Source organism: Tropicimonas sp. S265A, from assembly GCF_049800835.1.
Taxonomy (GTDB): domain Bacteria; phylum Pseudomonadota; class Alphaproteobacteria; order Rhodobacterales; family Rhodobacteraceae; genus Dinoroseobacter.
This window is the reverse complement of the sequence record NZ_JBNAFU010000001.1, coordinates 659,385-684,492: the sequence shown is the minus strand read 5'-3', so window position 1 is coordinate 684,492 and position 25,108 is coordinate 659,385. Positions and strand designations below refer to the sequence as shown.

Here is a 25,108-nt window from a genome sequence, read left to right as displayed (position 1 = left end):
GCATGTCGCCCTCACGCCCCGGCGAAATCGGTCAGGGTATGAATGTTCATGTCCATATCCGCCAGCAATTTGCGCCCGCCAAGCTCCGGCAGATCCACGACAAAGGCGCAGCCAATGACCTGCGCGCCAAGCCGTTCGATCAACTGGATGCCAGCGCGTGCCGTGCCGCCCGTGGCCAGCAGATCGTCAACCAACAGCACCCGCTCCCCGGGCTGCAGGCAGTCGTCATGCACCTCCACCGTGGCCTCGCCATATTCCAGCGCGTAGTCCTGTTCGATGGTCTTGCCCGGCAGCTTGCCCTTCTTGCGGATCGGCACGAAGCCGACGCTCAACTGGTGCGCCACCGCCCCGCCGAGGATGAACCCCCGCGCCTCCAGCCCGGCGACCTTGTCGATCTGCACGCCGACGAACGGATCGAGCAGACTGTCGATCGCAATCCGAAACCCGCGTGGATCAAGGAACAAGGTGGTCACATCGCGAAACATGATGCCCTCATGGGGAAAGTCGGGGATCGTGCGGATGTAGTCCTGAACGGTCTTGCGAGGGGTCATGGGTGCTCTTTCTTGGGCTCGGGTCGCGCGCATCCTTGGCAATGCCTGAGCGGCGGTCAAGCGAGCACAGTCGACGGGGCAGAAAAAGGCGCGCTCGTGGTCTCTGAGTCTCTTGCAGGCACTGCCGCAGCGGATGTCGGATGTGAGCCCAAACCTACCTGGTCAGAATTACTCGTTCCGAACCAACAGAACCACGCCTGCAGGGTCAGATGTCCAATGACCGTTTACGTCGTCGAGTGCTTCAAGTTCGTCTCTCTTTGGGCTGCCAAGTGCCTCAAGAGCGCCATCTGGATCATCCGAGAACAGCTCCAGCCAGACATCGACCTGGCTTTGCTTCTCAACCTTGTCGATCCACAAGGTCATGTTTCCGAATACAAACCCAGTGCTGTTCGAAAGCTCTCTAGCGACCTCAAGACCTACACGGTCGCGATAGAATGCCACTGTCTCATCCCACTTATGCAATGGAACCTTGATCGCGATGTTCTTTCCGGGCTCCATCATAACTTGTGCGTTCACTTGGTTAATGTTGCCAATCCTCTAGCACAAATGACAATGCAGTTGCCAATCTGCAAGTCAGCTTCTGTTCTCAAAGCTGACCAACGAATAGGATGACTGCAGCGCCGACCTTTAGTTCTGCGCAACGAACCTCACGAGAAAAGGGCCACGCGTCTCCGCGCAGCCCCCCAATTCGCGTATCGCGGATCAGATGTTCTGCGCCGCCATTTCGCGGGCAATGTGGTCGGCCTGCCGCATCGCCAGCGCCACGATAGTCAGCGTCGGGTTCTCAGCCGCCCCGGTGGTGAATTGCGAGCCGTCCGAGATGAACAGGTTCGCGATGTCGTGGGTCTGCCCCCACTTGTTCACCACACCGTCGCGCGCGCTCTCGGACATCCGGTTGGTGCCGAGGTTGTGCGTGCTGGGGTAGGGCGGCGTGGGGAAGGTACGGGTCGCGCCCACAGCCTCGTAAACCGCCTGACCCTGCTGCCACGCGTGATTGCGCATCGCAATGTCATTGGGGTGATCATCGAAATGCACGTTCGGCGCCGGCAGCCCGTACTGGTCCAGCACGTCCGTATTGAGCGTGACGCGGTTGGTTTCCTGCGGCATGTCCTCACCCACCAGCCACATCCCGGCCATGTTCTCATAGCCATCAAGGGCCGCGGTGAACTCACGCCCCCACGCGCCGGGATCGAGGAAGGCCGCCATGAAGGGCAGGCCGAGGCTCAGCGTCTCCATCTCGTAGCCGCCGACGAAACCGCGTGACGGATCATGCCGCGCCTCGTCGGTGATGATGCCTGCCATGGTCGTGCCGCGCCACATGCGTACCGGCTTGTCGAACACCGCATAGACGGAAGCCGTCATATGCCGCATGTAGTTGCGCCCGACCTGACCCGAGGAGTTCGCCAGACCATCGGGGAACATCGACGAGGCCGAGTTCAGCAGCAGACGCGGGCTTTCGATGGAGTTGCCCGCCACCGCCACAACCCGCGCTTTCTGCAGGTGCTGGTTGCCCTCGGCATCGGCATAGAGCACGCCGGCAACCTTGCCCGTGTCGTCATGCTCGATCTTCAGAACATGCGCCTGCGTGCGCAGCTCGTAATTGTCGGTGTCCAGTGCTTTGGGGATCTCGTCATAGCTGGGCGACCACTTGGCCGCGACCTTGCAGCCCTGGAAACAGAACCCCATCTGCTGGCACGGCGTGCCGTCCGGGCCGTCCTGGCTCTTGATCGCCATGCGCCCCGTGTGCACGTCCTGATAGCCAAGCGCCTTCGCGCCCGCCTCGAACACCTTGAAGTTGTTGTTGCCGGGCAGCCCGGGCCGATCCCCGGTGCGGGTCACATGCATCTTGTCCTCGGCCGCTGCGTACCACGGTGCCATCTCCTCGGCATCGATGGGCCAGTCCAGCAGGGACGCGCCCGGCACGTTGCCATAGGTCGTGCGCGCCTTCCATTCATGCTCCTGAAACCGCAAGGATGCGCCCGCCCAGTGCACGGTGGACCCGCCCACGGACTTCACGATCCAGGCCGGCAGGCCCGAAAAATCGCGGCTCACCCGCCAGTCGCCAGACGTCGTGCGCGCATCGAGCCACGCGAGCTGACCAAAGCTGGCCCACTCATCCTGCAGGAAATCCTGCGGCTCGTGGAACGCGCCTGCCTCAAGCGAGACGACCTTTACACCCTTCTGGGCCAGTTCATTGGCCAATGTGCCCCCGCCTGCGCCGGTGCCAATGACCACAACGACGCTGTCGTCGTTCAGATCGAACGTTGTTGCCATGTCCGTCTCCTTCCTCAGACCCAGTCGACGTCGTTGAAACCGCGGTCGATGTAACCGCCCTGCGAGAAGCTCTCGCCCTCATACCCGAACAGGGGCCAGACCTCTTTCTGGTTATAAAGCCCGGTCACAAGACCGCCCCGGATCTGCTGAAAGAACATGCTGTTTTCCATCCCGCGCAGGATATCCACGCGGTCCCGCTCCCAGCCCATTGCCAGATAGCTGTCATAGCCTGCATTGCGCGCTGCGGCGTTCAGATCATTGATGCCCAGTTCGATCGTGCCCGCATCATCATCGGTGTCGTAGCCTTTGACGGCGGCCGCGTAGAACTTGTCGCCCACGTGGTCATGCGGATAGATATCGCGCGCCATCTGCACCAGCGTGGCAAAGGTCTCCGGCTTCAGCGCCGTCAACTCGGTGGCCCACGCCGCATCTTTCCCTGCGACGAACCCGGCCCCGACGACGAAGCTTGCCCCCGCCGCCGTTGCCCGCGACAGAAGCTGCCGCCGTGTCAGGCCCTTTGGCCCTTGTGTCTCAATCATGTGTTTCCTCCCGAAACATGAAAAGTGCGCGGGCTCCCCTCCCGCGCGGCTCATTGAAAACGTCCGCTTCTTTCGAGAACCTCGATCTGGTATCCATCCGGATCGGCCACGAAGAAAAAGCGCCCGACGAGTTTTCCGTCCGGCGCGAACTCGACAAGTGTTCTTGGGCTTAGCCCTTCGGCCTCAAAGCGCGCGTGCTCTGCGTCGAGATCATCGACCGATACCGCGAAGTGGCCATACCCATTGCCGAGGTCATAGGGCTCGGACTGCCCCTTGTTCACTGTCAGCTCCAGCTCGAAGCTTTGTTCCGAATTGCTCAGATAAATCAGGGTGAAATCGGAAAAATCCAACCTGTCGGCCACTTCGAGCCCAAAGGCACGTTTGTAGAAATCAAGTGATCGCGCCTCATCCAGAACGCGGATCATGCTGTGGATTGCCTTGGCCAATCCAACCTCCCGTTATTGGTTTTGTCGGAGGTTCAGCCTAGCGCCCGTCTCTGACGCGCCGGGTAGTAGCGTTTTACTACTGCCCGAAATTTGTGCAAATGCCCTTACTCGGCGGCGAACTGCGCGCCCTTGGCCTGCTGGGTCTCGATATAGAGAAGCGCGGTGCACCGAAGAAGCGAGGTGAAGTTCGCAGGTTCCCCCCGCGCTTCCAGCACTTCGGAATGCAGGGTCGAGATGAACGCGGGCGTGCTGACCCCTTCGCCTTCTGCAATCGCGTCGAGAATGGCCCAGAAACTGTTCTCCAACCGGATCGACGTACTTTGCCCGTTCAGCCGCAAACGCCGGGTCGTACAGGCATACCTGTCGGGATCCTGGTGAGAGAAGATCTGGCACATCGCTGGACACCTATTCGCTTTCCCTAAGGGAAATCTAGCGCGCAGCATTTGAGCTGTCCATTATGCAACCGCAGCAGGGGTTTAGGGGCCCCTTTGAAATGCTGCAAAATGTAAAACGGGCCGTTTTGAAGTGCTACAAAACGTACAAAACCGACCTCAGAGCACGCGCCCGGCCACCGCGTCGAGTTTCGCCATCAGGACCGGGTCACGCTTCTCGGGCGCGGTCAGAAGCGCGTATTCCAGCGCGCGGTCGCAACCGTGCGGGCAGGGCGCGCGCTCGTCCCCCAAGAGCTTTGGCAAGCGCGCGATCAGCCCTTTGGCTTTCTCCGAGTTGCCCATCAATGTCTTGATGATTTCCGTGACATCGACCTCGCCATGGTCCGGGTGCCAGCTGTCATAATCGGTGATCATCGCGACGCTGGCGTAGCAAAGCTCTGCCTCGCGGGCGAGTTTGGCTTCGGGCATGTTGGTCATCCCGATCACGTCGCACCCCCAGCTTTCACGATACATTTTTGACTCGGCCAGCGACGAAAACTGCGGCCCCTCCATCGCAAGGTAAGTCCCTGATTCATGGACAGTAATGCCTGCATCCGTGCCCGCTTCGAGGCAGGCGGCACCAAGGCGCGGGCAGGTCGGGTGCGCCACGCTGACATGGGCCACAAGCCCCGTGCCGAAGAACGATTTCTCACGTGCAAAAGTCCGGTCAATGAATTGATCTACAATGACAAAATCGCCTGGCGCCATTTCCTCGCGGAACGATCCGCACGCGCTGACCGAGATCACATCCGTCACCCCGAGCCGCTTCAGCGCGTCGATATTGGCGCGGTAGGGCACCGTCGAGGGCGAGTGCACGTGCCCCCGTCCATGCCGTGGAAGGAAAGCCATCTTCACCCCGTCAAGCGTGCCGGTCAGGATCTGGTCGGACGGCGCACCCCACGGGCCGTCCACGCTGGTCCACGCGGCGTCTTCCAGCCCGTCGATCTCATACAATCCCGATCCGCCGATCACGCCGATATAAGTGTCCATGACTTGCCTCTCCGCTGCTGGTGTGCACCGGCAGAACAGCCTGTGCAGAACCCGAAGTAAAGGGCGCAAGGATCAACCGGGCGCGAATACCCCGCGCGGCGGTATGAATATGCCGCAACCCTGACTTGCCTTTCGGCTCTGGCTCAAAGCGCCTTGATGCTGTAAGTCCCAGACTGCCCCAACGTCCCCACATCCCACAGGACTGCCCATGCCCCGTGCTTTGCTGGCATCTTATGCCAATCGACTTGATTTTTCCGGTCCCGCAACGCCCGGAGAAACCTTGAGTTTCAACAGGGTACGCATTGAACTTCTGTCAGGATTGACGGTCGCGCTGGCCCTTGTGCCTGAGGCGGTGGCCTTTGCCTTTGTCGCCGGCGTGCACCCGCTGGTCGGACTTTATGCAGCATTTCTGGTCGGTCTGATCACCGCGCTGATCGGGGGGCGGCCCGGCATGATCTCGGGCGCGACAGGGGCGCTGGCGGTTGTGATGGTGTCTCTCGTGGCCGAGCACGGGGTCGAATACCTGTTCGCGACCGTGGTGCTGATGGGCATCCTGCAAATTCTCGCAGGCGTGTTCAAACTGGGCAAATTCATCCGGCTCGTGCCGCATCCGGTCATGCTGGGCTTCGTGAACGGGCTGGCGATCGTGATCTTCCTCGCGCAGCTGACGCAATTCAAAGTGCCCGATGCGGCGGGCAACATGGTCTGGATGACTGGATGGCCGTTGATGATGATGCTGGCCCTTGTGGTGCTGACGATGGTGATCATCTGGGGGATGCCGAAGATCACCAACATCATCCCTGCACCATTGGCCGGGATCGGCATCGTCGCCGGTCTCGTGATCGCCTTTGGCATCGACGTGCCGCGCGTGGGCGACATGGCCTCGATCGAGGGGGGATTGCCGAGCATCCATATCCCCATGGTGCCCATCAACATGGAAACGCTGCAAATCATCGCGCCCTACGCGTTTATCCTGGCGGCGATTGGCCTGATCGAGAGCCTGCTGACCCTCAACCTCGTCGGCGAGATCACCGGCAAGCGCGGTGGAGCCAGCCAGGAATGCATCGCGCAAGGTGTGGCCAACACCGTCACCGGTTTCTTCGGGGGCATGGGCGGCTGCGCGATGATCGGGCAATCCATGATCAATGTGAAATCCGGAGGACGCACCCGGATTGCGGGGGTGGCTGCGGCACTCTTCCTGCTCATCTTCATTGTCGCGGCGTCTCCGCTGATCGAGCAGATCCCGCTCGCCGCGCTTGTGGGTGTCATGTTCATGGTCGTGATCGGCACGTTCGCGTGGCAATCGCTGACCATCCTGCGCCGCGTACCGATGACCGATGCGATGGTCATCATTCTCGTCACGGTCGTCACCGTTCTGACCGACCTTGCCATCGCCGTTGTGGTCGGCGTGATCGTCTCTGCGCTGGCCTACGCGTGGAACAACGCCTCCCGCATCTACGCCAAGACGTACACCACGCCCGAAGGCGCAAAAGTCTATCAGGTGCAGGGGCCCCTGTTCTTCGGCTCCGCCACCGGGTTCACCGAGCTCTTTACCCCCGAAGACGACCCTGCCGCAGTGATCGTGGAGTTCGCCGACAGCCGTGTGGTCGACCAATCCGCCCTGACCGCGATCGAGGCTGTGGCCGCGAAATACGCCGCCGCGGGAAAGAGCCTGCAATTGCGTCACCTGAGCCGTGATTGTCACAAGCTTCTGTCAAAGGCGGGTCAGCTCATGATCGACAGCGACGATGACCCGGATTACGCCATTGCCGCCGACTACTCGGTCAAGACCGGGATACTTGGCGGTGGTCACTGATCAGCCCTGCGCGGTGGCAGCCTGATCTAGACCGGCGACAAAGCGGTCCAGCACTCCGCCGTCAGAGGCGCTGTCCAGATCGCTCTGGGTCAGCCTGCATTGTGCGTCCAGCGGATGAGAGAGCGCGCTTTCGGCCTGATTCAGTGCTTTGTCGGGTTCGCCCTGACCTCCGGCAGTGACAAAGAGCGCGACATGCCGCGGCCAACCCGCCAGGTTGCTCAGCGCCGCGCGGACAGGGGTCGCCAGATAGCTCGTCCAGATCGGGCTGCCCAGAACCACGCGATCGTAATCTTCGAGCGAGACCTCTGGTTCGAGCGTAATTTCAGGCAGGTGTCCGCGCAGGCTGTCGAACCCCGCCAGCGCGTAGCCGAGAACGCCGGGCCGGTAGCGCGCGCAGCGGATCGTGGCCAGATCCGTGTCCAGGGCTTGCGCGATGTTGCGCGCAACGCTCTGGGTGGTCCCGCTGAGGGAATAGTAAAGAACCAGCGTGGTCATATCTTCCTCCGTGCATGTTCGTCTTCGCGAAGTATCTCATGCCGGGGTGATAAGGGCCTTGCGCTTGGTCAAGCGGGGTCGTCAGTCGTCTGGCCGCGCTAGGCTGAACAGGTTGTCGACCTTGGCATAGTCGCGGTAGCCCAGACGCGAGAGCGGCTCGAACGTGGTCACATCGAACCGGCCTTCCACAAGGTGCTCGTCGCGCATGTGGATGCCCGTCACCTCGCCAAACACCACAAAGTTAGCCGCCCCCGGAAGTTTCACGATCTGGGTCAGTTTGCATTCCAGATTGGCGGGTGCTTCCGCCACGCGTGAACACGCGATCGTCTCGCACGGGGCCTTTTCGATGCCCGCGGCGGCAAATTCGTCCACATCGGCAGGATAGGCGCCGGAGCTTTTGTTCATCACATCCCGCAATGCGTAGGAAACGATGTTGACGCAAAAGACACCGGTTTCGCGAATGTTGGCGACGCTGTCTTTCGTGTCCCCGCGGTCGTCCTTCACGGCGGTGGAGGCGAACATGACCTGCGGCGGCACATAAGCCACCGCGTTGAAGAAGGAGTAGGGCGCCAGGTTGTCCTGTCCGTTTGACCCGCGCGATGAAATCCAGCCAATGGGGCGCGGGGTCACGATGGCGTTGAACGGGTTGTGCGGCAGGCCGTGGCCATCCTCGGGTCGATAGAACATTTTGCCTCCTCGCGTTTGCGCACCTCATTTGCCCTGTGTTAGGCGCTTGGGCCAGCGAAAAACGCGCAAGACACGAGAGCAGTGGCCGTGAATCTGAGGCAAGAGCAGCCCGACGACCTTTGGGAGGTCGAAGCGCTTTACGACCTGTGCTTTGCGCCGGGGCGCGAAATGCTGTCGTCCTACCGCCTGCGAGAGGGGAACGATCCGGTTGCGGAACTCTGTATGGTCGCACGTGATGATGACGGGGTGCTGGGTGGCGCGATCCGGTTCTGGCCGGTCCGTGTCGGCAATGCGGCGTGCCTGTTGCTCGGGCCCGTTGCCGTTCACCCGACCCGGCAGGGCGAGGGGCTGGGCGCGTTCCTGATCCAAGAGGGGGTACAGCACGCAGCCGCGCTGGGGTGGGATCGCGTTCTGCTGATCGGAGACGCGCCCTATTATGCGCGGTTCGGGTTCCGCAAGTCCGACGGGCTCATCATGCCGCCTCCCACCAACCCTGACCGGGTGCTCATCCACGACCTGCGTCCCGGCGCTTGGGAGGGTGTTGCCGGACCCGTGACGCCTGCACGATAGACAGAAGCGCCCCGCCTGTGTCAGGCTGCACCATGGCCTATCCCCGGTTTCTCTGCGCCGCGCTTTGCGCAACGTGCCTGACATTCCCGCTCAACGCCGGCGAAAGCTGCATCGAGGACGCGATCATCGTGTTTGACGGGTCCGGTTCGATGTCGGAAATGGGCTTCAACGATCTGGACGAGCCGCGCATATTCGAGGCCCGCCGCGCGTTGCGTCGCGCGATCCCCGATATTGCTCCGTTTCGCAGGCTTGGCCTTGTGATCTACGGACCCGGCCCGGAAGAAGCGTGTCACAACATCGATCTGCGCTTCGCGCCGCAAGCCAACGCTGCCCCCCGCCTTCTGGCGGAAGTGGAGGCGTTGCGCCCATCGGGCGATACACCTTTGACTGCTGCGGTCGGGCGTGCGGCGGCGGCCCTCGGGGCCCCATCCGAGCCCGGAACCGTTGTCCTGGTGACAGATGGCAAGGAAACCTGCGGGGGTGCGCCCTGCCAACTGGCGGCGGAACTTGCGGCGGATGCCCCCGGGCTGACCGTGCATGTGATCGGGTTCAAGGTCCGTGGAGAGTATTTCAGTTGGGGCAGTCAGGGCGGCTCCGACTACACCGAAACAACCACGATTGCGCAGTGCCTGGCCGACCAGACCGGGGGCAAGTATGTCAGCACCGAAACGGTGGATGAACTGGTCGCGGCCTTGCAGGACACGCTTGGGTGCAAGCTGATCGGGGGATTGCGCGTGGGCCCATTGCCACGCGGCTAGGTCTGGTGGCGCAGCCACTCCATCACGGCGGGACGAACAGTCATCACGCCTGTTGCGCGCGCCTCTGAAATCACGGCCCGCACCTCGCGCAGGTCGCTCCGGCGCAGCAAGTGCTTGACCGGCCCGATGGAGGCCGGGCGCATGGACAACGTGCGCAGACCCATCGCGGCGAAACACAGCGCCTCGATCGGGCGGCCTGCATCTTCGCCACAGAAACTCAACGGCGTTCCCACATCCCGGCAGCGGCTGACGATCAGTTCCAGAAAACTCAGAAAACTGACGTTCAGCGTGTCATACCGGCGGCGCACGCGCTCATTCTCTCGGTCCGCGGCGAAGAAAAACTGCTTCAGGTCGTTGCCACCGATGGAGATAAAGTCCGCCATCTCGAAAAACGCGTTGGGAGAAAACGCAAGGCTCGGTGTTTCCAGCATTGCGCCGATTTCCAGCGTTTCCGGCAGGACGCGTCCCAAAGCGGCCTCGCGGTCCATTTCGCGCAGGAGCGCGTCGCGTGCTCTGGTGAACTCGTCCAGTTGTGCCACGAACGGAAACATCACGGTCAATGGGCGCCCATTCGCGCCGCGGATCAGCGCCTGCAACTGCATCCGCATCACGCCGGGCTTGTCGAGCCCGACACGGATCGCCCGCCAGCCAAGCGCCGGGTTGGGCTCGTCCTGCGGCTTCATGTAGGGCAGGACCTTGTCGGACCCGATATCCAGCGTGCGGAAAACCACGCGCAGTCCCTCGGCTGCATCCAGCACCCGCGCGTACACGGTCGCGAGTTCCGAGCGGCGCGGTACCTTGGAGCGTGTAAGGAATTGCAGTTCGGTCCGGAACAGCCCGACGCCTTCCGCGCCGGAGGTCGGCAGGGACGGCAAGTCCGCCATCAGGCCCGCGTTCATCTGCAGCGAAACAACATTCCCGCACAGCGTTTCAGCCGGCTTGTCGCGCAGCGAGGCGTAGCGTTCCTGCGCCTTGGCTTGCATCGCCATCTTGTCCGAGAAATGCGCCTGTACGGTGTCATCGGGGCGCAGGTGAACGATCCCCTGTTCGCCGTCCACCAGCACCAGATCCCCGTTCAGCGCATCGGTCGTGATGCGTTTGGCATGAACGATCAGCGGGATTGCAAGGGCGCGGGCCACGACTGCCGCGTGACTGCCGACCGATCCTTCTTCCAGAATGATCCCCTTGAGGGACCGGCCATATTCCAGCAACTCTCCGGGGCCGATGTTGCGGGCGACCAGAATTGGGCTGGGCGGTATTTCCGCCCCGGTTTCGGACCCCTGACCGGTCAACATCCGCAACAGCCGGTTCGACAGGTCGTCCAGATCGTGCAGCCGTTCGCGCAGATAGGGGTCGGGGACCTGTTCGAGCCGCGCACGGGCAGCGCTTTGTTCTTTCTCGACCGCGGCCTCGGCGGACAGGCCCGAGGAGATGCTCTCCTCCATCCGGCGCATCCACCCGCGTGAATTGGCGAACATCCTGTAGGCTTCGAGGATTTGTAGCTGTTCCTTGTCCTGACCCTGAGCGGTGTCCAGCATCTCGTCGACCGAGACGCGCAGCTTGTCGACCACTTCGCGCAGTTTCGCGATTTCGGCCTCTGTATCGTCGGCCACAAGCCGGGTGACAACAACGCGCGGCTCGTGCAAATACGCATGCCCCATCGCGACGCCTTCCTGCGCGACGGTGCCCTTGATCATGACCGGGTTCTTGTGCGGCGCGGCCAGTGCGGCGCCTTCGCCTGTGAAGGCGCCCAGTTCCTTCATTTCCGCGACGACCATGGCCACGACTTCCAGAGCATAAACCTCGTCGGCGGAATACTCGCGCTTGTCGCGGGACTGCACGACCAGAACGCCCAGCATCTCGCCGAGTCGCTGGATCGGTACACCCAGAAAGCTGGAAAATACCTCTTCGCCGGTTTCCGGCATGTACCGGAAACCTTGCGTGTTCGGGGCATCTGCGGTGTTCAAGGCGCGCTTGCTGCGCGCCACGCGCCCAACCAGACCTTCGCCAACGCGCATCCGGGTCTGGTGCACGGCTTCGGGGTTAAGGCCCTCGGTCGCGCACAGCTCAAGCGTGTCGGCGTCCCGGAACAGATAGATTGAACACACATGCGTGCCCATGCTGTCCGCGATCAGATGCGTTATCCGGTCAAGACGTTCCTGCCCTGCACCTGCTTCGGCCAGAGTGGCCTGCAACCGGCTGAGAAGTTTACGGCTTTCCGTTTCCAGTCGTTCGGTCATGCACCCCCGGGGACGTATCCGATCAGGCTGCCGTCTCCAGCCCGAACGCATCATGAAGTGCTTGGACCGCAAGTTCCATATATTTCCGTTCGATCAGCACGGATATTTTGATCTCGGACGTGGTGATGACGCGGATGTTGATGTTTTCGTCGCGCAATGCCTGAAACATCTGCGCCGCGACACCCGCGTGAGAGCGCATGCCGATCCCGACGACAGAGACCTTGGCCACATCGGTGTCGGCGACGAACTCCTGAAAGTTGATCTCGCCATGTTCCTTGGCGTCCTTGATCGCGCGCTCGGCGCGCATGACCTGATCGGTCGGGCAGGAAAACGTCATGTCGGTGCGCCCATCTTCCGAAATGTTCTGCACGATCATGTCGACGTTCACGCCCGCCTCAGACAATGGGCCAAAGATGGCTGCCGCAATGCCGGGTCGGTCTGCGACCGAGATCAGGGTCATTTTTGCTTCGTCGCGGGAATAGGCGACACCGGAGACGACGTTGTTTTCCATGATTTCTTCCTCATCGCAGACCAGTGTGCCGGACTCTGGCGTGTTTTCCTCGAAACTGGACAGCACCCGCAAGCGAACCTTGAAGCGCATTGCCAGTTCAACGGATCGGGTTTGCAGCACCTTTGCGCCGAGCGAGGCCAGCTCCAGCATCTCTTCGTAGGCGATTTTTTCAAGTTTGCGAGCCTTGGCCGAGATGCGCGGGTCAGTGGTGTAGACCCCGTCCACGTCGGTGTAGATATCACAGCGCTCCGCGTCGAAAGCGGCGGCGAATGCAACAGCGGTGGTATCCGACCCGCCGCGCCCAAGCGTGGTGATGCGGCCTTCGGGCGAGATCCCCTGAAACCCGGCGACAACCGCCACCTGCATACCTTCGTCGAACTTGGCATCCAGGTTGTCTCGCGGGATCTCCTCGATCCTGGCAGAGGCATGGGCCGAGGTCGTTCGCACCGGCACCTGCCAGCCTTGCCAACTGCGGGCCGGGACATCCATTTCCTGCAATGTCAGCGCCATCAGCCCGGCGGTGATGTTCTCGCCCGAACTGACGACGGCGTCATATTCGCGCGCATCGAACAGCGGCGAGGTCTGGTTGACCCAGCCCACGAGTTCGTTGGTCTTGCCTGACATGGCCGAGACGATCACGATCACCTTGTAACCGCGGTCCACCTCGCGTTTGACCTTCTCGGCAGCGTTCCTGATCTTGTCCAGATCGGCCACCGACGTGCCGCCGAATTTCATTACTAGAATGGGCATTTGCGCCTCGTGTCCCTCATGGTCCGCCGCCGTTTAGGGCATGGCGTCCCGCAGGGCAAGGGAACGGGGCGTCGCGGGGCGCGTAGGCGCGGGAAGGGGAAGTCCTGTGCGCTACCCAAGGCTCCGGCGGGCGGGGATGCCGCCGAACCGCCCGGGTACGAGTTGGCGCAGGGTCGCAACCACCGTCGCGGCCGACTCGCCGGGTGTCAGCGCCGCGGTGTCCAGCGTCACATCCGCATCAGGCCATTCATCGACCTGCCGGGCTTGCACGCTGTTCCAGTCCGGCAGGCCCTGCATCGGGCGGTCGATCAGGCGCTTTTCGATGCGGCGCCGGTGTTCATGCGGGTCGTTGCATTCCACGTTGACCTGTACCAGCGTGGCATCGCAGCCCATGGCGGTTGAAATCCAGGCGTTGCGTGTCACGGCGATCGGATTGACGCAATCCGCTATCACCACATGACCCAGATCCAGATTGGCCGTCGCCACCTGATAGGACACGTTGTAGCCAAGCGGACCGATGTCGGGGCCCAGCCGGGCCTTGAGCGGCGCTTCGATCTGATCGATCTCCAGCAGGACAGCCCCGACCTGCGCGCTCAGCGTCTGCGCGATGGTCGATTTGCCCGTGCCGGGGCGTCCGCCAAAGACGATCAGAACGGCTGGTTCAATATGGGTGCTGTTGTCCATTCCACGTCTCAAAGCAGCCAGTGTTCTCAAGCGAAAGCTCTTCGAACCGATCGGCAAGGCCGCGCGCGGCGTCCCCCACCGATATCTCCGCTGCATCTCCTCCCATGTCGGTGCGCACCCATCCCGGATGGTATATGCCCACAGCTATGTCCAGTCCTCGCAAGTCAGTGGCCAGGTTGCGTCCCAAATTCAACACAGCGGCTTTGGACGCCCGGTAGATATACGACCGCCCCGGTGCCCGCGTGTGTGAGGCCATCTGGGACGAGATAATCGCGATCTTTGCATGCCCTGCCTGCTGCAATTGCGGCAGAAGGGCCTGAACGGTCAGAAATACACCTGTGACATTCACGGCAAACATATCAGACCACATCTCCGCCGGATAGCCATCAGCCAGCGTTTCTGTCCGGTCGAGGTAGATGCCTGCATTGCACACCAGAAGCGAGACGGGGCAATTGTCGAGGCGTGTGGCAAGGGCCTTGTGGCTTTCGGGGTCGCGCACGTCCAGTTGCGCCCAACTCAGCCGATCTGCACCCGCCGGAGCGTTGCTGCGGTAAGTGCCCAGCACGGTCTGCCCGCGCGCGTGCAATTCCTTCACCACTTCCTGCCCGATCCCGCGGGAGGCCCCTGTCACAACACTGTACATCGCTTCAATTTATCTTTCGTTGGGGCCCGAAGGGCAGGGGAACGACAGGCACGCCGTCTTCGGCCAGCGCGCGGGCCTCTTCGATCTTGGCTTCGCCGTAGATCGCTCTGGCGGGGGCGTCACCGTCATGCATCCGCCGTGCTTCGCGGGCAAACGACTTGCCCACGTATTCGGAGTTCGCCTCTACGTCCGCGCGCAGTTGCGCAATCGCCTTTTCGAGCGGCGTGGACGGAGTGGTCAGCGAGACGGTCTGATCATCAAGTGCCGGCGCATCCGGCCCCGGGGCCTGCGTGCGGGGTGGGGGCAGCGTGTCGCCGGTTGCGACTCCCGGTGTCATCAGGGCCTTGCTGACAGATGTCGAACCGCAGATTGCACAACTCGTCAGTCCGCCGGCGACGAGCGTGTCAAAGGCCTCCGCCGATTGAAACCAGCTATCGAACTGGTGGCCATGTTCACATTTCAGACTGTAACGGATCATTCTGACCCCATGACGTGGCTGGCGTGGCGCGGGCTGGTGGGAAGGGCACCCCTGTAACGTAGGCGCAACTCCTTACCATGACAATAAAATCCGGTTTACACAGGTTCCGTCAGCGGTCCGTTACTGGCGGGCTTGCGGGGAGCCGTCAAATTTACGCAGGATTTTTCGCAGTTCCGGTTCGTCCACCCGTTCGGCCGCGCGTTTGCATGACATCCATTTCCGCCGCCGCTGTCCGACTTCGGGGTACTTGTCCTTCAACGCCTTGACGCGCAGCGGATACACCGCAACCACGATTGGCAGCGGGTCCGCCTTCGCGAGGGATTTGTGATAGGCATAGAACCCAAGGCATGTGTCAGACACTTTGCCGACGATCCCGGCCTCTTCCCACGCTTCGATCCGGGCGGCTTCCGGGGCAGACAGGCCCTTCATCGGCCAGCCCTTCGGGATGACCCAGCGGCGCGTTTCTCGGCTGGTAATAAGCAGGACGCGGGGTTTTCCCCTGTCCATCACATAGGGCAAGGCGGCAACCTGCGTGCGCGCGCCGCTGTCCGACTGGATCTCGCTGGCTCTCAGGGATGCCATACCGCCTGCTCACTTTCTTGTTTCCATCAGACTAGGCATTAACCGCGCGTAATACCAGTCGGAAGCGCAGGTTTTCATGGGAAGACCGACCAATGCGCTGTTGAAGGTGAGACTATTTTCCCTATCTCACTCGGCAAGATCACCATCGCTTCACACCATTTTCGGAGGGCCGATGACCCTGTCTCGACGCACCATGATCCTTTCGGCCCTGGCCGGTTCGGTAGTTTCACCCGCGCTTGCGCGTGCAGAGGTGCCTGCGATGTCTTTTCCATCAATCGACGGTGGAATGATCGATCTCGCGGATTTGCGGGGCAACCCCGTGCTGGTCGTCAATACGGCGTCCAGATGCGGTTTCACGCCCCAGTATGACGGGCTTCAGGCCCTCCACGATACCTATAGCGCACGGGGCCTCGTGGTCCTCACCGTGCCGTCCAACAGCTTCAACCAGGAACTGGCAAGCGAGGCCGAGGTCGCCGAGTTCTGTGAGCTCAATTACAACCTGACCGTCCCAATGACGGAGATTACACCGGTGCGCGGGCCGCAGGCGCACCCGTTCTATCGCTGGCTCAATGATGTGCACGGCGTGGCCCCGCGGTGGAACTTCACCAAGGTTCTCCTGGACGCGAACGGTCAATACGTGGCGCATTTCGGATCGACGACGCGGCCGACCGCCCCGGTACTCACAAGGCAGATCGAGGCTTTGCTCGCTTCGTGACCCGGGCCAATGCGCCTGTCTTCATCGGGGCGGAAATCTACCGCGCGTCGACCTATGGCCACTGGCACCCGCTGAGTATCCCGCGCGTCTCGACGGCCATGGACCTGTCCCGCGCATTGGGCTGGCTGCCGCGCACGCAGTTTCGAACCTCGCCCCGCGCCAAGCCCGAAGCGCTGACGCTCTGGCACGATGCCGACTATATAGAGGCGCTCGTGCGCGCCGAAGCCGACGGCGCGGTCAGCCCCGAGGTGCGCCTCAGGCACAATCTCGGCACCCCGTCCAATCCCGTCTTTGCCGAGGTCTTCCGGCGACCTGCTACGGCCGCTGGCGGGTCCATGCTGGCGGGGGCGCTGCTGGCAGAACCCGGCGTTGTCTATCATCCTGCGGGTGGCACCCATCACGGCCTGCGCGACCGGGCCAACGGGTTTTGCTATCTCAACGATCCGGTTCTGGCGATGCTGAGCCTGCGTCGCATGGGCATCCACCGCATCGCCTATGTCGACATTGACGCGCACCATTGCGACGGGGTGGAGACGGCGTTTGCGGGTGATCCGGATGTCCTAATGATCTCGGTGCACGAGGAAAAGCGTTGGCCGTTCACCGGTGCCGTGACGGATACGGGGCAGGGGTCTTCACTGAACATGCCGGTTCCGCGCGGGTTCAACGATACCGAGATGGAGGCGATCCGCGACCGGCTGATCGTCCCTGCGCTGGAGGTGTTTCGTCCCGACGCGATTGTCGTTCAATGCGGGGCCGATGCGGTACTTGAGGATCCCCTGTCGCGGCTGGCGCTGTCGAACAACGCGCATTGGGCGGTTGTGTCGGCCTTGCGCGGTTTGACCGACCGCTACCTCGTTCTGGGGGGCGGGGGGTATAACCCTTGGACGGTCGGTCGCCTGTGGGCCGGGGTCTGGGCCACGCTGAACGATCATCCGGTTCCAGACCGCTTGCCCGCGGCTGCGGAGGCGGTGCAAAGACATCTGTCGTGGCGCGGGCACAAGCGCGGGTCGGACCCGGATGAGGTATTGTTCACGACCCTGCGGGATGCGCCGCGCCCCGGTCCGCTGCGGGCAGAGGTGGTGAGCCGGATCTCGCATTTGCGGTCCCGGCTTCCCCACCATGCTCTGCGGGCGGTGATCTGATCCGATCCGCAGACGCGATTCTGTCTTCCCCGGATCCGCTTCACATCCGAAGCGTTTTGAAAGCGCGCAAAAACTATGCAGGTTGCCAGACCTTCGGTGACCTTTCACGCAGGCGTTGCCGAAATGACCTGCTCTGCTGCGGCTTTTGCAGGTGCAGCACCGAATTGCTGTACCGCAGAATGAGAACAGCGTTACGGTTTTGATGTGGCCGGTTTCGGATGTTCGGTCGCAACCTCGGTATGCAACACCTGCGTTCGTGACCTTCCTCCTCCCCTCAACGAATGCAGGTGTTGCCTTTTTTCTCGGCGGAACCACCCGGCGACAGGTGGCACCGCGTCAGAGAGGCACTTGCGGAACCAAGGTGTGCAGACGCGGCGCGTCCGGCGCGCGGGTACGTAGCCCGCCCGTCAGGGGATACCGCTGGATGACCCTGAACCAGCCGGACTGGTCCTCTCCGCACAAGGTAATCGACTGAACGTGGAACGGGCGCGGCAGGTTCGGGGACAGGATCGGCAGCAGCTTCTGGCGCAGTTGCGTCACCTCCGCCCTCGGGCGCGGTTCTGTCAGGACAAACTCGAACGGGCGCTCGGATTTCGTCGGATCGAGGCTCTCTCCAATCACCACCTGCATCTGTTGCGCGCTCAGCTCCGAGCGTCTGCGCGGTTGCGGCGCGGCATCCGGCGGCGGCGGGGCACGGTATTCGTCGAACACCTGATCGGCGATGTGTTGCAGTCGATGAAGGGGGGCGAGATCGCCCATCGGGCGCAGGGCCAGCTGGTCGTCCTCGGCCGACAGGTACAGCCCCGGAAACTCCAGCGCTTCGAGATGCGCGGCCAAGGCCTGCGCCGTGTGATGCAGGTCGAGGGGGCTGTGCCCGTTCGCCAGACGGAAGGGCGGTGCGAGAAGGGCGTGAAACCCGAACCGGCGCACTCGCGCGGTCAGGCTCAGGGCCGACACTTTCAGGTTATCGACCTTGAGGAAGGGCAGCTCGACCGCCTGATCGATATCCCACCCAAGCCAGTGCTTGCCCAGACGCGCAAGATCGCTGTCAGGGTCTGGCGTGATGCAGATCGAAAAGCGCGCATACTTCATTGCAAAACTGCCACATCTTGGGCGTAGACACGCACCATATCATCCAAAGGCCGGTTTGCAAAATTCTGATGAAATATTCGATCTGGCAATTGCCTGGGAGTATAATTCCAGTATTCATGAATTATGGAAATAGAATCCGCATCCGACTCGTTTCTGGCGCTGAGCCATCCCGGGCGCCTGTCCGCCCTGCGGCTGCTGATCCGGCATCTGCCCGACAGTCTGCGCCCGTCCTACATGGCCGCAACGCTGGGGCTGAAGCCCAACACGCTGTCGGTCTACCTGTCCGCCCTGCAAGGCGCGGGGCTGGTCAGTGTCACGCGTCAGGGGCGCGCGCTGCACTACCGCGCGGAGGTCGGCGCGCTGGACGCGCTGGTCCAGTACCTTGTCGCCGATTGCTGCCGTGGCCGCAGCGCCTATCGGCCCATGTGCGGGGCGTCGGCCCCATTCTCAACGGAGACTGTGATGACCAAACCCTTCAACGTGCTGTTCATCTGCGTGGGAAACTCCGCGCGCTCAATCATGGCCGAGGCCCTGCTACGCGATCTGGGTGGGGACCGGTTCAACGCCCATTCAGCCGGGGTACGCCCGTTCTCGGAACTCAACCCTTTCGCGGTCGAGGTTCTGGCCCGGCAGGGCCATGATGTTTCGCGCCTGAGCGCCAAGACGCTCTCGACGTTTCCGACCGAAGACGCCCCGGAAATGGATTTCGTCTTTACCGTCTGTGACCTGGCGGCGAACGAAGAGTGCCCGCCCTGGCCCGGCCAACCGTTGACCGCGCACTGGGGGCAACCAGATCCGGTCAAGGTGACGGGGACCGATGGCGAGAAGGCGCTCGCCTTCGCAGAAACCTATCGCCAGTTGCGATCGCGCATCCAGGCGTTCGTGGCGCTGCCTCTTGACACGTTGGACAGGCAGACAACGCAACGGCGTCTTGACGATCTCGCGCGTGAGACGGCCAACGCCGAAGACTAGCAAGCAAGGACACCTGATGACTTACAAAATTGCCGTGAACGGCCTTGGCCGGATCGGAAAACTCGTGCTGCGCGCCTTCTTTGACGAGGGGCTGGATGCGGAGATTGTTCTGCTGAACGACCCGGTCGCCACACCGGAACAGCACGCGCTGTTGCTGGAATTCGACACCGTGCATGGCCGCTGGGATGCCGATATCACCCATGACGCGGACAGCCTGACAGTTAACGGACACAGGATGACCTTTGCGCAGGAGCCCCGGTTGGAGGACCTGCCGCTTGCCGAGATGGGCATTGATCTGGTGGTAGATTGCACGGGTGTCTTCAAGACCGCAGCCAAGATCGCCCCGTATTTTGCGGCGGGTGTGAAGAAGGTCGTCGTTTCCGCCCCGGTGAAGGACGGCGGCGCGGTCAACCTGGTCTACGGCGTCAATCACGGAATCTACGATCCAGCCGGTCACAATGTCATCACGGCTGCGAGTTGCACGACCAATTGCCTCGCACCAGTGGTGAAGGTGCTGCACGAAGGCCTCGGGATCAAACACGGGTCGATGACGACCATCCATGACGTCACCAACACCCAGACCATCGTCGACCGCCCGGCCAAGGACATGCGGCGCGCGCGGTCTGCGCTGAATTCGCTTATCCCGACCACGACCGGCTCGGCCACGGCCATCACGCTGATCTACCCCGAACTGAAAGGGCGCCTGAACGGACATGCCGTCCGCGTCCCGCTGCTGAACGCTTCGCTGACCGATTGCGTGTTCGAGGTGGACCGGCCCACGACGGTCGAGGAGGTCAACGCGTTGTTCAAAGCCGCCGCCGAAGGCGAATTGGACGGCATTCTGGGGTACGAGGAACGCCCGCTCGTGTCTTGTGACTATCTCAACGATCCGCGCTCGGGGATTGTCGATGCACTCTCCACGATGGTGATCAATGGCACCCAGGTGAAGGTCTATGCCTGGTATGACAATGAATGGGGCTATGCGTGGCGTCTGGCGGACGTCACGCGGCTTGTGTTGGCCAAGCTATGAGCAGCGATCCGCGCCAGAACGGGCTTCCGGCCTATATCGCGGTCACGGCGGCCTACTGGGCGTTCATGCTAACCGACGGTGCATTGCGGATGCTGGTTCTGCTGCATTTCCATACGCTTGGGTTCAGCGCGATCCAACTGGCGTACCTGTTCCTGCTCTATGAGTTCATGGGCATGGTCACGAACCTGAGTGCGGGGTGGATCGCCGCGCGGTTCGGGCTGACGTTTACGCTCTACGCCGGACTTGGCATTCAGATCGTCGCCCTTGTGGCGCTGTCACAGCTTGATCCGACATGGACCATCGCAGCCTCGGTCGCGTTCGTGATGGCGGTGCAGGGCGCATCGGGTGTGGCCAAGGATCTGGCCAAAATGAGCTCCAAATCCGCTGTGAAGCTCCTGGCGCCCGAGGGGGACGGCGCGCTGTTTCGGTGGGTGGCTGCGCTGACCGGGTCGAAGAACGCGGTCAAGGGGCTGGGCTTTCTGCTTGGTGCGGCGTTGCTGGGCCTGATCGGGTTCACGGCGTCGGTGCTGGCGATGGCGGGTGCGCTGGCGCTGATCCTGGGTGCGATTGCGCTCTTCATGCCGTCCGGGCTGCCGCGCGGCAAGAAAGGAGCGAAGTTCCGGGAGGTGTTCTCAATGGATCCGCGCGTCAACTGGCTGTCGGCGGCGCGCATGTTCCTGTTCGGGGCGCGCGATGTGTGGTTCGTTGTAGGCATCCCGATCTATTTCTACTCTGTCCTGTCGGACGGGTCGGTCGAGGGGAACCGGGCCGCATTTTTCCAGATCGGAACGTTCATGGCCGTCTGGATCATCCTGTATGGCGCAGTGCAGGGGTTTGCGCCGAAACTGCTGCGTGCCCGCGATAAGTCAGACGCCGAAATCACGGGTCTGGCAAAGGCCTGGGTCGGGGCGCTTGCCCTGATACCTGCCGCACTCGCCACCGCAGCGCTGATCGCGGGTGACCCCGCTCCGTGGCTGACTGGGATGCTGGTTGTCGGGTTGCTGGTGTTCGGCGCGGTGTTTGCGATCAATTCCGCGCTGCATTCCTATCTGATCCTTGCATTCACCAAGTCCGAGCGGGTCACGATGGATGTCGGGTTCTACTACATGTCCAACGCGGCGGGGCGTCTTGTCGGCACGTTGCTGTCGGGTGTGAGTTTCCAGGTCGGCGGACTGCCGCTTTGTCTTGCGACGGCAGCGACCATGGCGGCGCTGAGCTGGGTCATGGCCGGACGTTTGCAGCAGCACGAGGCCGCCGAAACAGTCTGATCACGCCAGCAGGCCTTGATTACCGCGCGTGAATAGCAACATCCTTGGGACAAGGTCGTGTCAAACCGACCGCGGAGGGAGCCATGACCGACCTGTCGCCAACCGAAGAGATGGAAGACCCCGCCCTTGGGTCAATGACCGCGATCATCGACCGCGCCATGCGGGAGGCCGGTCGCGATGACGTTTGCATCGGCCACCTCGCCAGCGCCTTCGGGCGTGCGAGTTTCATTCCCCTGATGATGCTGCCAGCGGCGGCAGTTGTTTCCCCACTGAGCGGGATTCCTTTGTTTTCCAGTATCTGCGGGATCATGATCCTTTTGATCGCAGTGCAGTTGCTGGTGGGGCGGCAGTGCATTTGGCTGCCGCAATGGTTGCAGCAACGCCATATCGCGGGGCCGCGTCTGGAACGCGGGCTCATGCGGATCAAACCGCTCGCGGCGTGGCTCGATCGCCATGCCCATTCGCGCCTTGGGTTGTTTTTCTATCCACCGGTCTGGTTCCTGCTGCCGATCCTGTGTGCCTTTGCGGGCGGGGCCATGCCATTTCTGGAGCTGTTGCCCTTCACCTCGTCATTTCTGGGTATGACGGTACTGCTGATTTCGCTGGCGATGCTGACCCGTGACGGGCTTTGGGTGTTGGTGGCGATGGTTCCGTTCCTGAGCGCCATTGCGCTTTTCACCAAGCTTGTCATCCTCTGACCGAACAACCGGCGGAGGCGTACATGACCGATCTGACAACCCGCATCGCCGCAGGTCGCGGTGACCGACCCGCTGATCTGGTGCTGCGGGGCGGGCGGTTGCTGGATCTGATCACCGGGGAGCTGCTGGAGGGCGATATTGCCATAGTCGGCGACACGATCGTCGGCACGCTCGACAGCTATGAGGGGGCAGAGATCCTCGATGTGTCCGGCCTGATCCTCGTGCCCGGGTTCATCGACACCCACCTGCATATCGAAAGCTCACTTGTCACACCGTTCGAATTCGACCGCTGCGTGACCCCCAAGGGCGTGACGACGGCGATCTGTGACCCGCACGAGATCGCGAATGTCATCGGCGCACAGGGTATCCGGTACTTCCAGGCTGCCAGCCGCGAGACGCTGATGGATATCCGCGTGCAGATTCCGTCCTGCGTGCCGTCGACAGACATGGAAACGTCCGGCGCGCGGTTGGAGGCTGCGGAGCTGGCGCCGCTTATGGGGCACCCATCGGGGATCGGGCTGGCCGAGTTCATGAACTACCCGGGCGTGATCCACCGGGACGCGGGCGCCATGGCAAAGCTGGCGTTGTACGAAGGCGGTCATGTCGATGGGCATTGCCCGCTGCTGTCCGGGCGCGATCTGAACGCCTATATCGCTGCCGGTATCCGGACCGAGCACGAGGCGACCAACCCGGAGGAGGCTTTGGAGAAGCTGCGCAAGGGCATGCGGATGCTGATCCGAGAAGGGTCCGTTTCCAAGGACCTGCATGCCTTGCAGCCACTGCTGACGGAGCGCACGGCGCCGTACATGTGCCTGTGCACCGACGACCGGAACCCCCTCGATATCGCGGAGGAAGGCCATCTGGATTACATGATCCGCACGCTGATCGCGCTGGGCACCCCGCCGCTGGCGGCCTACCGCGCGGCAACGCTGTCGGCGGCAGAGGCGTTCGGGCTGAAGGATCGCGGGATGATCGCGCCCGGCAAGCGCGCCGATATTGTCGCCATCCGCGAACTCGAGGCTTGCGACGTGCAACACGTGATCGCCGGCGGGCGCAAGGTCACGGACGCGGCGTTTGCGACCCGCGAGGAAACACCACTGGTCGGGCGCGCCTCCGTGCGCGCGCCGCGTGTGACCGCCGCAGATTTCCGGACGCGCGCAAACCGCACGCAGACCGATGTGATCGGCATTCGAGAGGGGCAGATCCTGACCGATCACCTGCGCGAAGACATCGCCATAGAAGATGGAGACAAGCGGCCCGATCCCTCTCGCGATCTGATCCGCATCGCCGTGGTGGAACGGCATGGCAGGAACGGCAATATCGCGACGGGGTTCGTGCGGGGCTTCAACCTGACCACAGGAGCCATCGCCTCCACCGTCTGTCATGATCACCACAACATTGCCTGCGTCGGAGCGGACTATGCCGATATGGCGCTGGCGGCGAACCGACTGTCGCAGATTGAAGGTGGCTTTGTCGTTGTCCGCGACGGGTCGGTTCTGGCCGAACTGGCGCTTCCGGTCGCGGGGCTCATGAGTGATGCGCCGTTCGAGGACGTGCGTGACGACCTGATCGCGTTGCGATCGGCGGCCGAGTCCCTTGGGGTGACATTGGCCGAACCGTTCCTGCAACTGGCCTTTCTGGCTCTGCCCGTCATCCCTGCGCTCAAGATCACTGATCGCGGGATGGTCGATGTGACCCGGTTCGAGATCATCAGCTAGCCGGGCAGGGGGCTTTGCGCGACTCGCTGAGAGCGGGTGCCTAAAAAAGTGGCTGCCGAGCCTCACGCAGAGCACCGCCGACTTGATCGTAATCATGACACGACGCGGGCTCGCAAAAGCGTCTCTGGCGGAGAACGCGGGGCTTTCAATGCCTTGCCCAGCAGTGGTTTGCGCGGCACGCACGCGTCTGTGCACGGACATCCACGCGGCCCTAGGGTGTCGAATTAGAACGCACCGACAAGCTGTCAACTTAAATTTACTGTTTACTTTGTAATGCAAAGTTGACATCTTTTTTTAATCGGCTGCTTTGTTTTGCAGGGCTGTCGTGGACGCGAGAGTATGGCGTTCAATGTCTCCGCATTGCCATTCTCCGCTCCTCATGACCAACTAAGGAGGAGATCGGACATGTCCGACGATCCAGATAAGGTTTGGCCAACCGGCCTTAACCTCAAAGAGGCGGAGGAAGTTCACAGCTACCTCATCGACGGCACGCGTGTATTCGGTGCCCTCGCGCTTCTCGCCCACTTTCTTGTTGCGTTTACAACGCCTTGGCTCGGCTAAGGGGGTAACAGTATGAACAATGCAAAAATGTGGCTCGTGGTCCCCCCCGCATTGGGGGTTCCGCTGTTTCTTGGTGCAGTCGCCGTGGGGTCGTTCTCGGTCCACGTTGCTGTTCTGAGCAACACCTCGTGGGTGTCGGACTTCTTGTCCGGCCAGGAACTTGGAACCGGTGACGAAATGGCAGCTGCTGCTGCCGCGTCGGAACTGGAAACAGCCAAGGCGTCCTTCGTCATCGACGGGGAGCACGGTTCTCAGGAACTGTTGGTCATCCTTCCGGATGGCACCGTTGCGAAAGCGATTGTGCAGGGTCAAGAGGTGCTTGCCTCAGCCGCCCCACCACCAAATCTCTGACCGCCTGCCCAGGCGGTCCGCTGCCCCGGGCGTTTGCGCCCGTGGGCGTTTTCTCCGGAATTCCGCGACCGCTCCGCGTTTGGGGCGGTCCCGGAACCTGAAAATTCGAGACGAGA

28 protein-coding genes are annotated in these 25,108 nt (G+C 62.2%); 12 read left to right on the top strand and 16 right to left on the bottom strand.

The annotated features are described in order from the left end of the window. Positions 1 to 11: 11 nt before the first annotated feature. The 7 genes from ACP15N_RS03375 to ACP15N_RS03345 form a co-directional block, all read right to left on the bottom strand. On the bottom strand, positions 12 to 551 hold the full coding sequence (locus ACP15N_RS03375) for an adenine phosphoribosyltransferase (protein WP_425090801.1): 540 nt from the start codon (positions 549 to 551) through the stop codon (positions 12 to 14). A 168-nt stretch (positions 552 to 719) separates the two neighbouring features. Further along, positions 720 to 1,067 (bottom strand): hypothetical protein, encoded by a 348-nt coding sequence (locus ACP15N_RS03370; RefSeq protein ID WP_425090800.1) that lies wholly within the window; start codon positions 1,065 to 1,067, stop codon positions 720 to 722. A gap of 186 nt (positions 1,068 to 1,253) precedes the next feature. After that, positions 1,254 to 2,825, bottom strand: a complete 1,572-nt coding sequence (locus tag ACP15N_RS03365; RefSeq protein WP_425090799.1) for a GMC family oxidoreductase — start codon at positions 2,823 to 2,825, stop codon at positions 1,254 to 1,256. A gap of 14 nt (positions 2,826 to 2,839) precedes the next feature. Beyond that, on the bottom strand, positions 2,840 to 3,364 hold the full coding sequence (locus tag ACP15N_RS03360; protein WP_425090798.1) for a Twin-arginine translocation pathway signal: 525 nt from the start codon (positions 3,362 to 3,364) through the stop codon (positions 2,840 to 2,842). Positions 3,365 to 3,414: 50 nt separating this feature from the next. Next, on the bottom strand, positions 3,415 to 3,810 hold the full coding sequence (locus tag ACP15N_RS03355; RefSeq protein WP_425090797.1) for a VOC family protein: 396 nt from the start codon (positions 3,808 to 3,810) through the stop codon (positions 3,415 to 3,417). A 104-nt stretch (positions 3,811 to 3,914) separates the two neighbouring features. Further along, positions 3,915 to 4,205, bottom strand: coding sequence for a ribbon-helix-helix domain-containing protein (locus ACP15N_RS03350; protein WP_425090796.1), 291 nt, complete (start codon positions 4,203 to 4,205; stop codon positions 3,915 to 3,917). A 156-nt stretch (positions 4,206 to 4,361) separates the two neighbouring features. Beyond that, the gene (locus ACP15N_RS03345; protein ID WP_425090795.1) at positions 4,362 to 5,231 is read right to left on the bottom strand and encodes an S-methyl-5'-thioadenosine phosphorylase; all 870 of its coding nucleotides are present in this window, start codon (positions 5,229 to 5,231) and stop codon (positions 4,362 to 4,364) included. A 208-nt stretch (positions 5,232 to 5,439) separates the two neighbouring features. On the opposite strand from ACP15N_RS03345, the gene ACP15N_RS03340 reads away from it, so the two are divergent. Beyond that, complete coding sequence (locus ACP15N_RS03340; protein ID WP_425090794.1) at positions 5,440 to 7,047, top strand: SulP family inorganic anion transporter; 1,608 nt, start codon at positions 5,440 to 5,442, stop codon at positions 7,045 to 7,047. On the opposite strand, the gene ACP15N_RS03335 is transcribed toward ACP15N_RS03340, so the two are convergent. After that, a complete protein-coding gene (locus ACP15N_RS03335) occupies positions 7,048 to 7,542 on the bottom strand; it encodes a flavodoxin family protein (protein ID WP_425090793.1) in 495 nt (164 codons plus the stop codon). Between the two features lie 81 nt (positions 7,543 to 7,623). Then, positions 7,624 to 8,229 (bottom strand): flavin reductase family protein, encoded by a 606-nt coding sequence (locus tag ACP15N_RS03330; RefSeq protein ID WP_425090792.1) that lies wholly within the window; start codon positions 8,227 to 8,229, stop codon positions 7,624 to 7,626. Between the two features lie 87 nt (positions 8,230 to 8,316). Here ACP15N_RS03330 and ACP15N_RS03325 point away from each other — a divergent pair, with 87 nt between their 5' ends. Together ACP15N_RS03325 and ACP15N_RS03320 are read left to right on the top strand one after the other, a co-directional pair. Further along, positions 8,317 to 8,799, top strand: coding sequence for a GNAT family N-acetyltransferase (locus ACP15N_RS03325; RefSeq protein WP_425090791.1), 483 nt, complete (start codon positions 8,317 to 8,319; stop codon positions 8,797 to 8,799). Between the two features lie 32 nt (positions 8,800 to 8,831). Further along, positions 8,832 to 9,557 (top strand): vWA domain-containing protein, encoded by a 726-nt coding sequence (locus tag ACP15N_RS03320; RefSeq protein ID WP_425090790.1) that lies wholly within the window; start codon positions 8,832 to 8,834, stop codon positions 9,555 to 9,557. Here ACP15N_RS03320 and ptsP read toward each other — a convergent pair. The 6 genes from ptsP to ACP15N_RS03290 form a co-directional block, all read right to left on the bottom strand. Next, positions 9,554 to 11,797 carry a phosphoenolpyruvate--protein phosphotransferase gene (gene ptsP / locus ACP15N_RS03315; protein ID WP_425090789.1) on the bottom strand — a complete coding sequence of 748 codons (2,244 nt, stop codon included), beginning with the start codon at positions 11,795 to 11,797 and terminating at the stop codon, positions 9,554 to 9,556. The genes ACP15N_RS03320 and ptsP overlap by 4 nt on opposite strands. A 22-nt stretch (positions 11,798 to 11,819) precedes the next feature. Beyond that, a complete protein-coding gene (locus ACP15N_RS03310; protein ID WP_425090788.1) occupies positions 11,820 to 13,058 on the bottom strand; it encodes an aspartate kinase in 1,239 nt (412 codons plus the stop codon). Between the two features lie 111 nt (positions 13,059 to 13,169). After that, complete coding sequence (locus ACP15N_RS03305) at positions 13,170 to 13,742, bottom strand: AAA family ATPase (RefSeq protein ID WP_425090787.1); 573 nt, start codon at positions 13,740 to 13,742, stop codon at positions 13,170 to 13,172. Further along, positions 13,720 to 14,385, bottom strand: coding sequence for an SDR family oxidoreductase (locus ACP15N_RS03300; RefSeq protein ID WP_425090786.1), 666 nt, complete (start codon positions 14,383 to 14,385; stop codon positions 13,720 to 13,722). Before ACP15N_RS03300 ends, ACP15N_RS03305 begins: the two co-directional genes overlap by 23 nt. A gap of 4 nt (positions 14,386 to 14,389) precedes the next feature. Continuing rightward, entirely contained in the window at positions 14,390 to 14,863 is a 474-nt protein-coding gene (locus ACP15N_RS03295; protein ID WP_425090785.1) for a DUF1178 family protein, read from the bottom strand. 120 nt (positions 14,864 to 14,983) lie between these two features. After that, complete coding sequence (locus ACP15N_RS03290) at positions 14,984 to 15,445, bottom strand: NUDIX hydrolase (RefSeq protein ID WP_425090784.1); 462 nt, start codon at positions 15,443 to 15,445, stop codon at positions 14,984 to 14,986. A 172-nt stretch (positions 15,446 to 15,617) separates the two neighbouring features. Here ACP15N_RS03290 and ACP15N_RS03285 point away from each other — a divergent pair, with 172 nt between their 5' ends. Continuing rightward, entirely contained in the window at positions 15,618 to 16,160 is a 543-nt protein-coding gene (locus ACP15N_RS03285) for a glutathione peroxidase (protein WP_425090783.1), read from the top strand. After that, complete coding sequence (locus ACP15N_RS03280; RefSeq protein WP_425090782.1) at positions 16,157 to 17,302, top strand: acetoin utilization protein AcuC; 1,146 nt, start codon at positions 16,157 to 16,159, stop codon at positions 17,300 to 17,302. Before ACP15N_RS03285 ends, ACP15N_RS03280 begins: the two co-directional genes overlap by 4 nt. A gap of 336 nt (positions 17,303 to 17,638) precedes the next feature. Here ACP15N_RS03280 and ACP15N_RS03275 read toward each other — a convergent pair whose 3' ends face one another. After that, positions 17,639 to 18,394, bottom strand: a complete 756-nt coding sequence (locus tag ACP15N_RS03275; protein ID WP_425090781.1) for a DUF1045 domain-containing protein — start codon at positions 18,392 to 18,394, stop codon at positions 17,639 to 17,641. 123 nt (positions 18,395 to 18,517) lie between these two features. Between ACP15N_RS03275 and ACP15N_RS03270 the strand changes: the two genes are divergently transcribed. The 7 genes from ACP15N_RS03270 to ACP15N_RS03240 all read left to right on the top strand — a co-directional run bounded on the left by ACP15N_RS03270 (position 18,518) and on the right by ACP15N_RS03240 (position 24,992). Next, positions 18,518 to 19,366, top strand: a complete 849-nt coding sequence (locus ACP15N_RS03270; RefSeq protein WP_425090780.1) for an ArsR family transcriptional regulator — start codon at positions 18,518 to 18,520, stop codon at positions 19,364 to 19,366. A 16-nt stretch (positions 19,367 to 19,382) separates the two neighbouring features. After that, on the top strand, positions 19,383 to 20,396 hold the full coding sequence (locus tag ACP15N_RS03265) for an ArsJ-associated glyceraldehyde-3-phosphate dehydrogenase (RefSeq protein ID WP_425090779.1): 1,014 nt from the start codon (positions 19,383 to 19,385) through the stop codon (positions 20,394 to 20,396). Further along, on the top strand, positions 20,393 to 21,664 hold the full coding sequence (arsJ, locus tag ACP15N_RS03260) for an organoarsenical effux MFS transporter ArsJ (RefSeq protein WP_425090778.1): 1,272 nt from the start codon (positions 20,393 to 20,395) through the stop codon (positions 21,662 to 21,664). Before ACP15N_RS03265 ends, arsJ begins: the two co-directional genes overlap by 4 nt. Positions 21,665 to 21,747: 83 nt before the next feature. After that, a complete protein-coding gene (locus tag ACP15N_RS03255) occupies positions 21,748 to 22,362 on the top strand; it encodes an exopolysaccharide biosynthesis protein (RefSeq protein ID WP_425090777.1) in 615 nt (204 codons plus the stop codon). Positions 22,363 to 22,385: 23 nt separating this feature from the next. Beyond that, a complete protein-coding gene (gene ade / locus ACP15N_RS03250) occupies positions 22,386 to 24,080 on the top strand; it encodes an adenine deaminase (RefSeq protein ID WP_425090776.1) in 1,695 nt (564 codons plus the stop codon). A gap of 405 nt (positions 24,081 to 24,485) precedes the next feature. Continuing rightward, positions 24,486 to 24,641 (top strand): light-harvesting protein, encoded by a 156-nt coding sequence (locus tag ACP15N_RS03245; RefSeq protein ID WP_425090775.1) that lies wholly within the window; start codon positions 24,486 to 24,488, stop codon positions 24,639 to 24,641. 12 nt (positions 24,642 to 24,653) lie between these two features. After that, positions 24,654 to 24,992, top strand: a complete 339-nt coding sequence (locus ACP15N_RS03240) for a light-harvesting protein (RefSeq protein ID WP_425090774.1) — start codon at positions 24,654 to 24,656, stop codon at positions 24,990 to 24,992. Positions 24,993 to 25,108 lie beyond the last annotated feature (116 nt).

Bases quoted from the DNA above. Each gene is read 5' to 3' on its own strand.
- ACP15N_RS03375 (WP_425090801.1), bottom strand. From the start codon at position 551: ATGACCCCTCGCAAGACCGTTCAGGACTACATCCGCACGATCCCCGAC.
- ACP15N_RS03365 (WP_425090799.1), bottom strand. From the start codon at position 2,825: ATGGCAACAACGTTCGATCTGAACGACGACAGCGTCGTTGTGGTCATT.
- ACP15N_RS03360 (WP_425090798.1), bottom strand. From the start codon at position 3,364: ATGATTGAGACACAAGGGCCAAAGGGCCTGACACGGCGGCAGCTTCTG.
- ACP15N_RS03350 (WP_425090796.1), bottom strand. From the start codon at position 4,205: ATGTGCCAGATCTTCTCTCACCAGGATCCCGACAGGTATGCCTGTACG.
- ACP15N_RS03345 (WP_425090795.1), bottom strand. From the start codon at position 5,231: ATGGACACTTATATCGGCGTGATCGGCGGATCGGGATTGTATGAGATC.
- ACP15N_RS03340 (WP_425090794.1), top strand. From the start codon at position 5,440: ATGCCCCGTGCTTTGCTGGCATCTTATGCCAATCGACTTGATTTTTCC.
- ACP15N_RS03335 (WP_425090793.1), bottom strand. From the start codon at position 7,542: ATGACCACGCTGGTTCTTTACTATTCCCTCAGCGGGACCACCCAGAGC.
- ACP15N_RS03330 (WP_425090792.1), bottom strand. From the start codon at position 8,229: ATGTTCTATCGACCCGAGGATGGCCACGGCCTGCCGCACAACCCGTTC.
- ACP15N_RS03320 (WP_425090790.1), top strand. From the start codon at position 8,832: ATGGCCTATCCCCGGTTTCTCTGCGCCGCGCTTTGCGCAACGTGCCTG.
- ptsP (WP_425090789.1), bottom strand. From the start codon at position 11,797: ATGACCGAACGACTGGAAACGGAAAGCCGTAAACTTCTCAGCCGGTTG.
- ACP15N_RS03310 (WP_425090788.1), bottom strand. From the start codon at position 13,058: ATGCCCATTCTAGTAATGAAATTCGGCGGCACGTCGGTGGCCGATCTG.
- ACP15N_RS03305 (WP_425090787.1), bottom strand. From the start codon at position 13,742: ATGGACAACAGCACCCATATTGAACCAGCCGTTCTGATCGTCTTTGGC.
- ACP15N_RS03300 (WP_425090786.1), bottom strand. From the start codon at position 14,385: ATGTACAGTGTTGTGACAGGGGCCTCCCGCGGGATCGGGCAGGAAGTG.
- ACP15N_RS03295 (WP_425090785.1), bottom strand. From the start codon at position 14,863: ATGATCCGTTACAGTCTGAAATGTGAACATGGCCACCAGTTCGATAGC.
- ACP15N_RS03290 (WP_425090784.1), bottom strand. From the start codon at position 15,445: ATGGCATCCCTGAGAGCCAGCGAGATCCAGTCGGACAGCGGCGCGCGC.
- ACP15N_RS03285 (WP_425090783.1), top strand. From the start codon at position 15,618: ATGACCCTGTCTCGACGCACCATGATCCTTTCGGCCCTGGCCGGTTCG.
- ACP15N_RS03275 (WP_425090781.1), bottom strand. From the start codon at position 18,394: ATGAAGTATGCGCGCTTTTCGATCTGCATCACGCCAGACCCTGACAGC.
- ACP15N_RS03270 (WP_425090780.1), top strand. From the start codon at position 18,518: ATGGAAATAGAATCCGCATCCGACTCGTTTCTGGCGCTGAGCCATCCC.
- ACP15N_RS03265 (WP_425090779.1), top strand. From the start codon at position 19,383: ATGACTTACAAAATTGCCGTGAACGGCCTTGGCCGGATCGGAAAACTC.
- arsJ (WP_425090778.1), top strand. From the start codon at position 20,393: ATGAGCAGCGATCCGCGCCAGAACGGGCTTCCGGCCTATATCGCGGTC.
- ACP15N_RS03255 (WP_425090777.1), top strand. From the start codon at position 21,748: ATGACCGACCTGTCGCCAACCGAAGAGATGGAAGACCCCGCCCTTGGG.
- ade (WP_425090776.1), top strand. From the start codon at position 22,386: ATGACCGATCTGACAACCCGCATCGCCGCAGGTCGCGGTGACCGACCC.
- ACP15N_RS03245 (WP_425090775.1), top strand. From the start codon at position 24,486: ATGTCCGACGATCCAGATAAGGTTTGGCCAACCGGCCTTAACCTCAAA.
- ACP15N_RS03240 (WP_425090774.1), top strand. From the start codon at position 24,654: ATGAACAATGCAAAAATGTGGCTCGTGGTCCCCCCCGCATTGGGGGTT.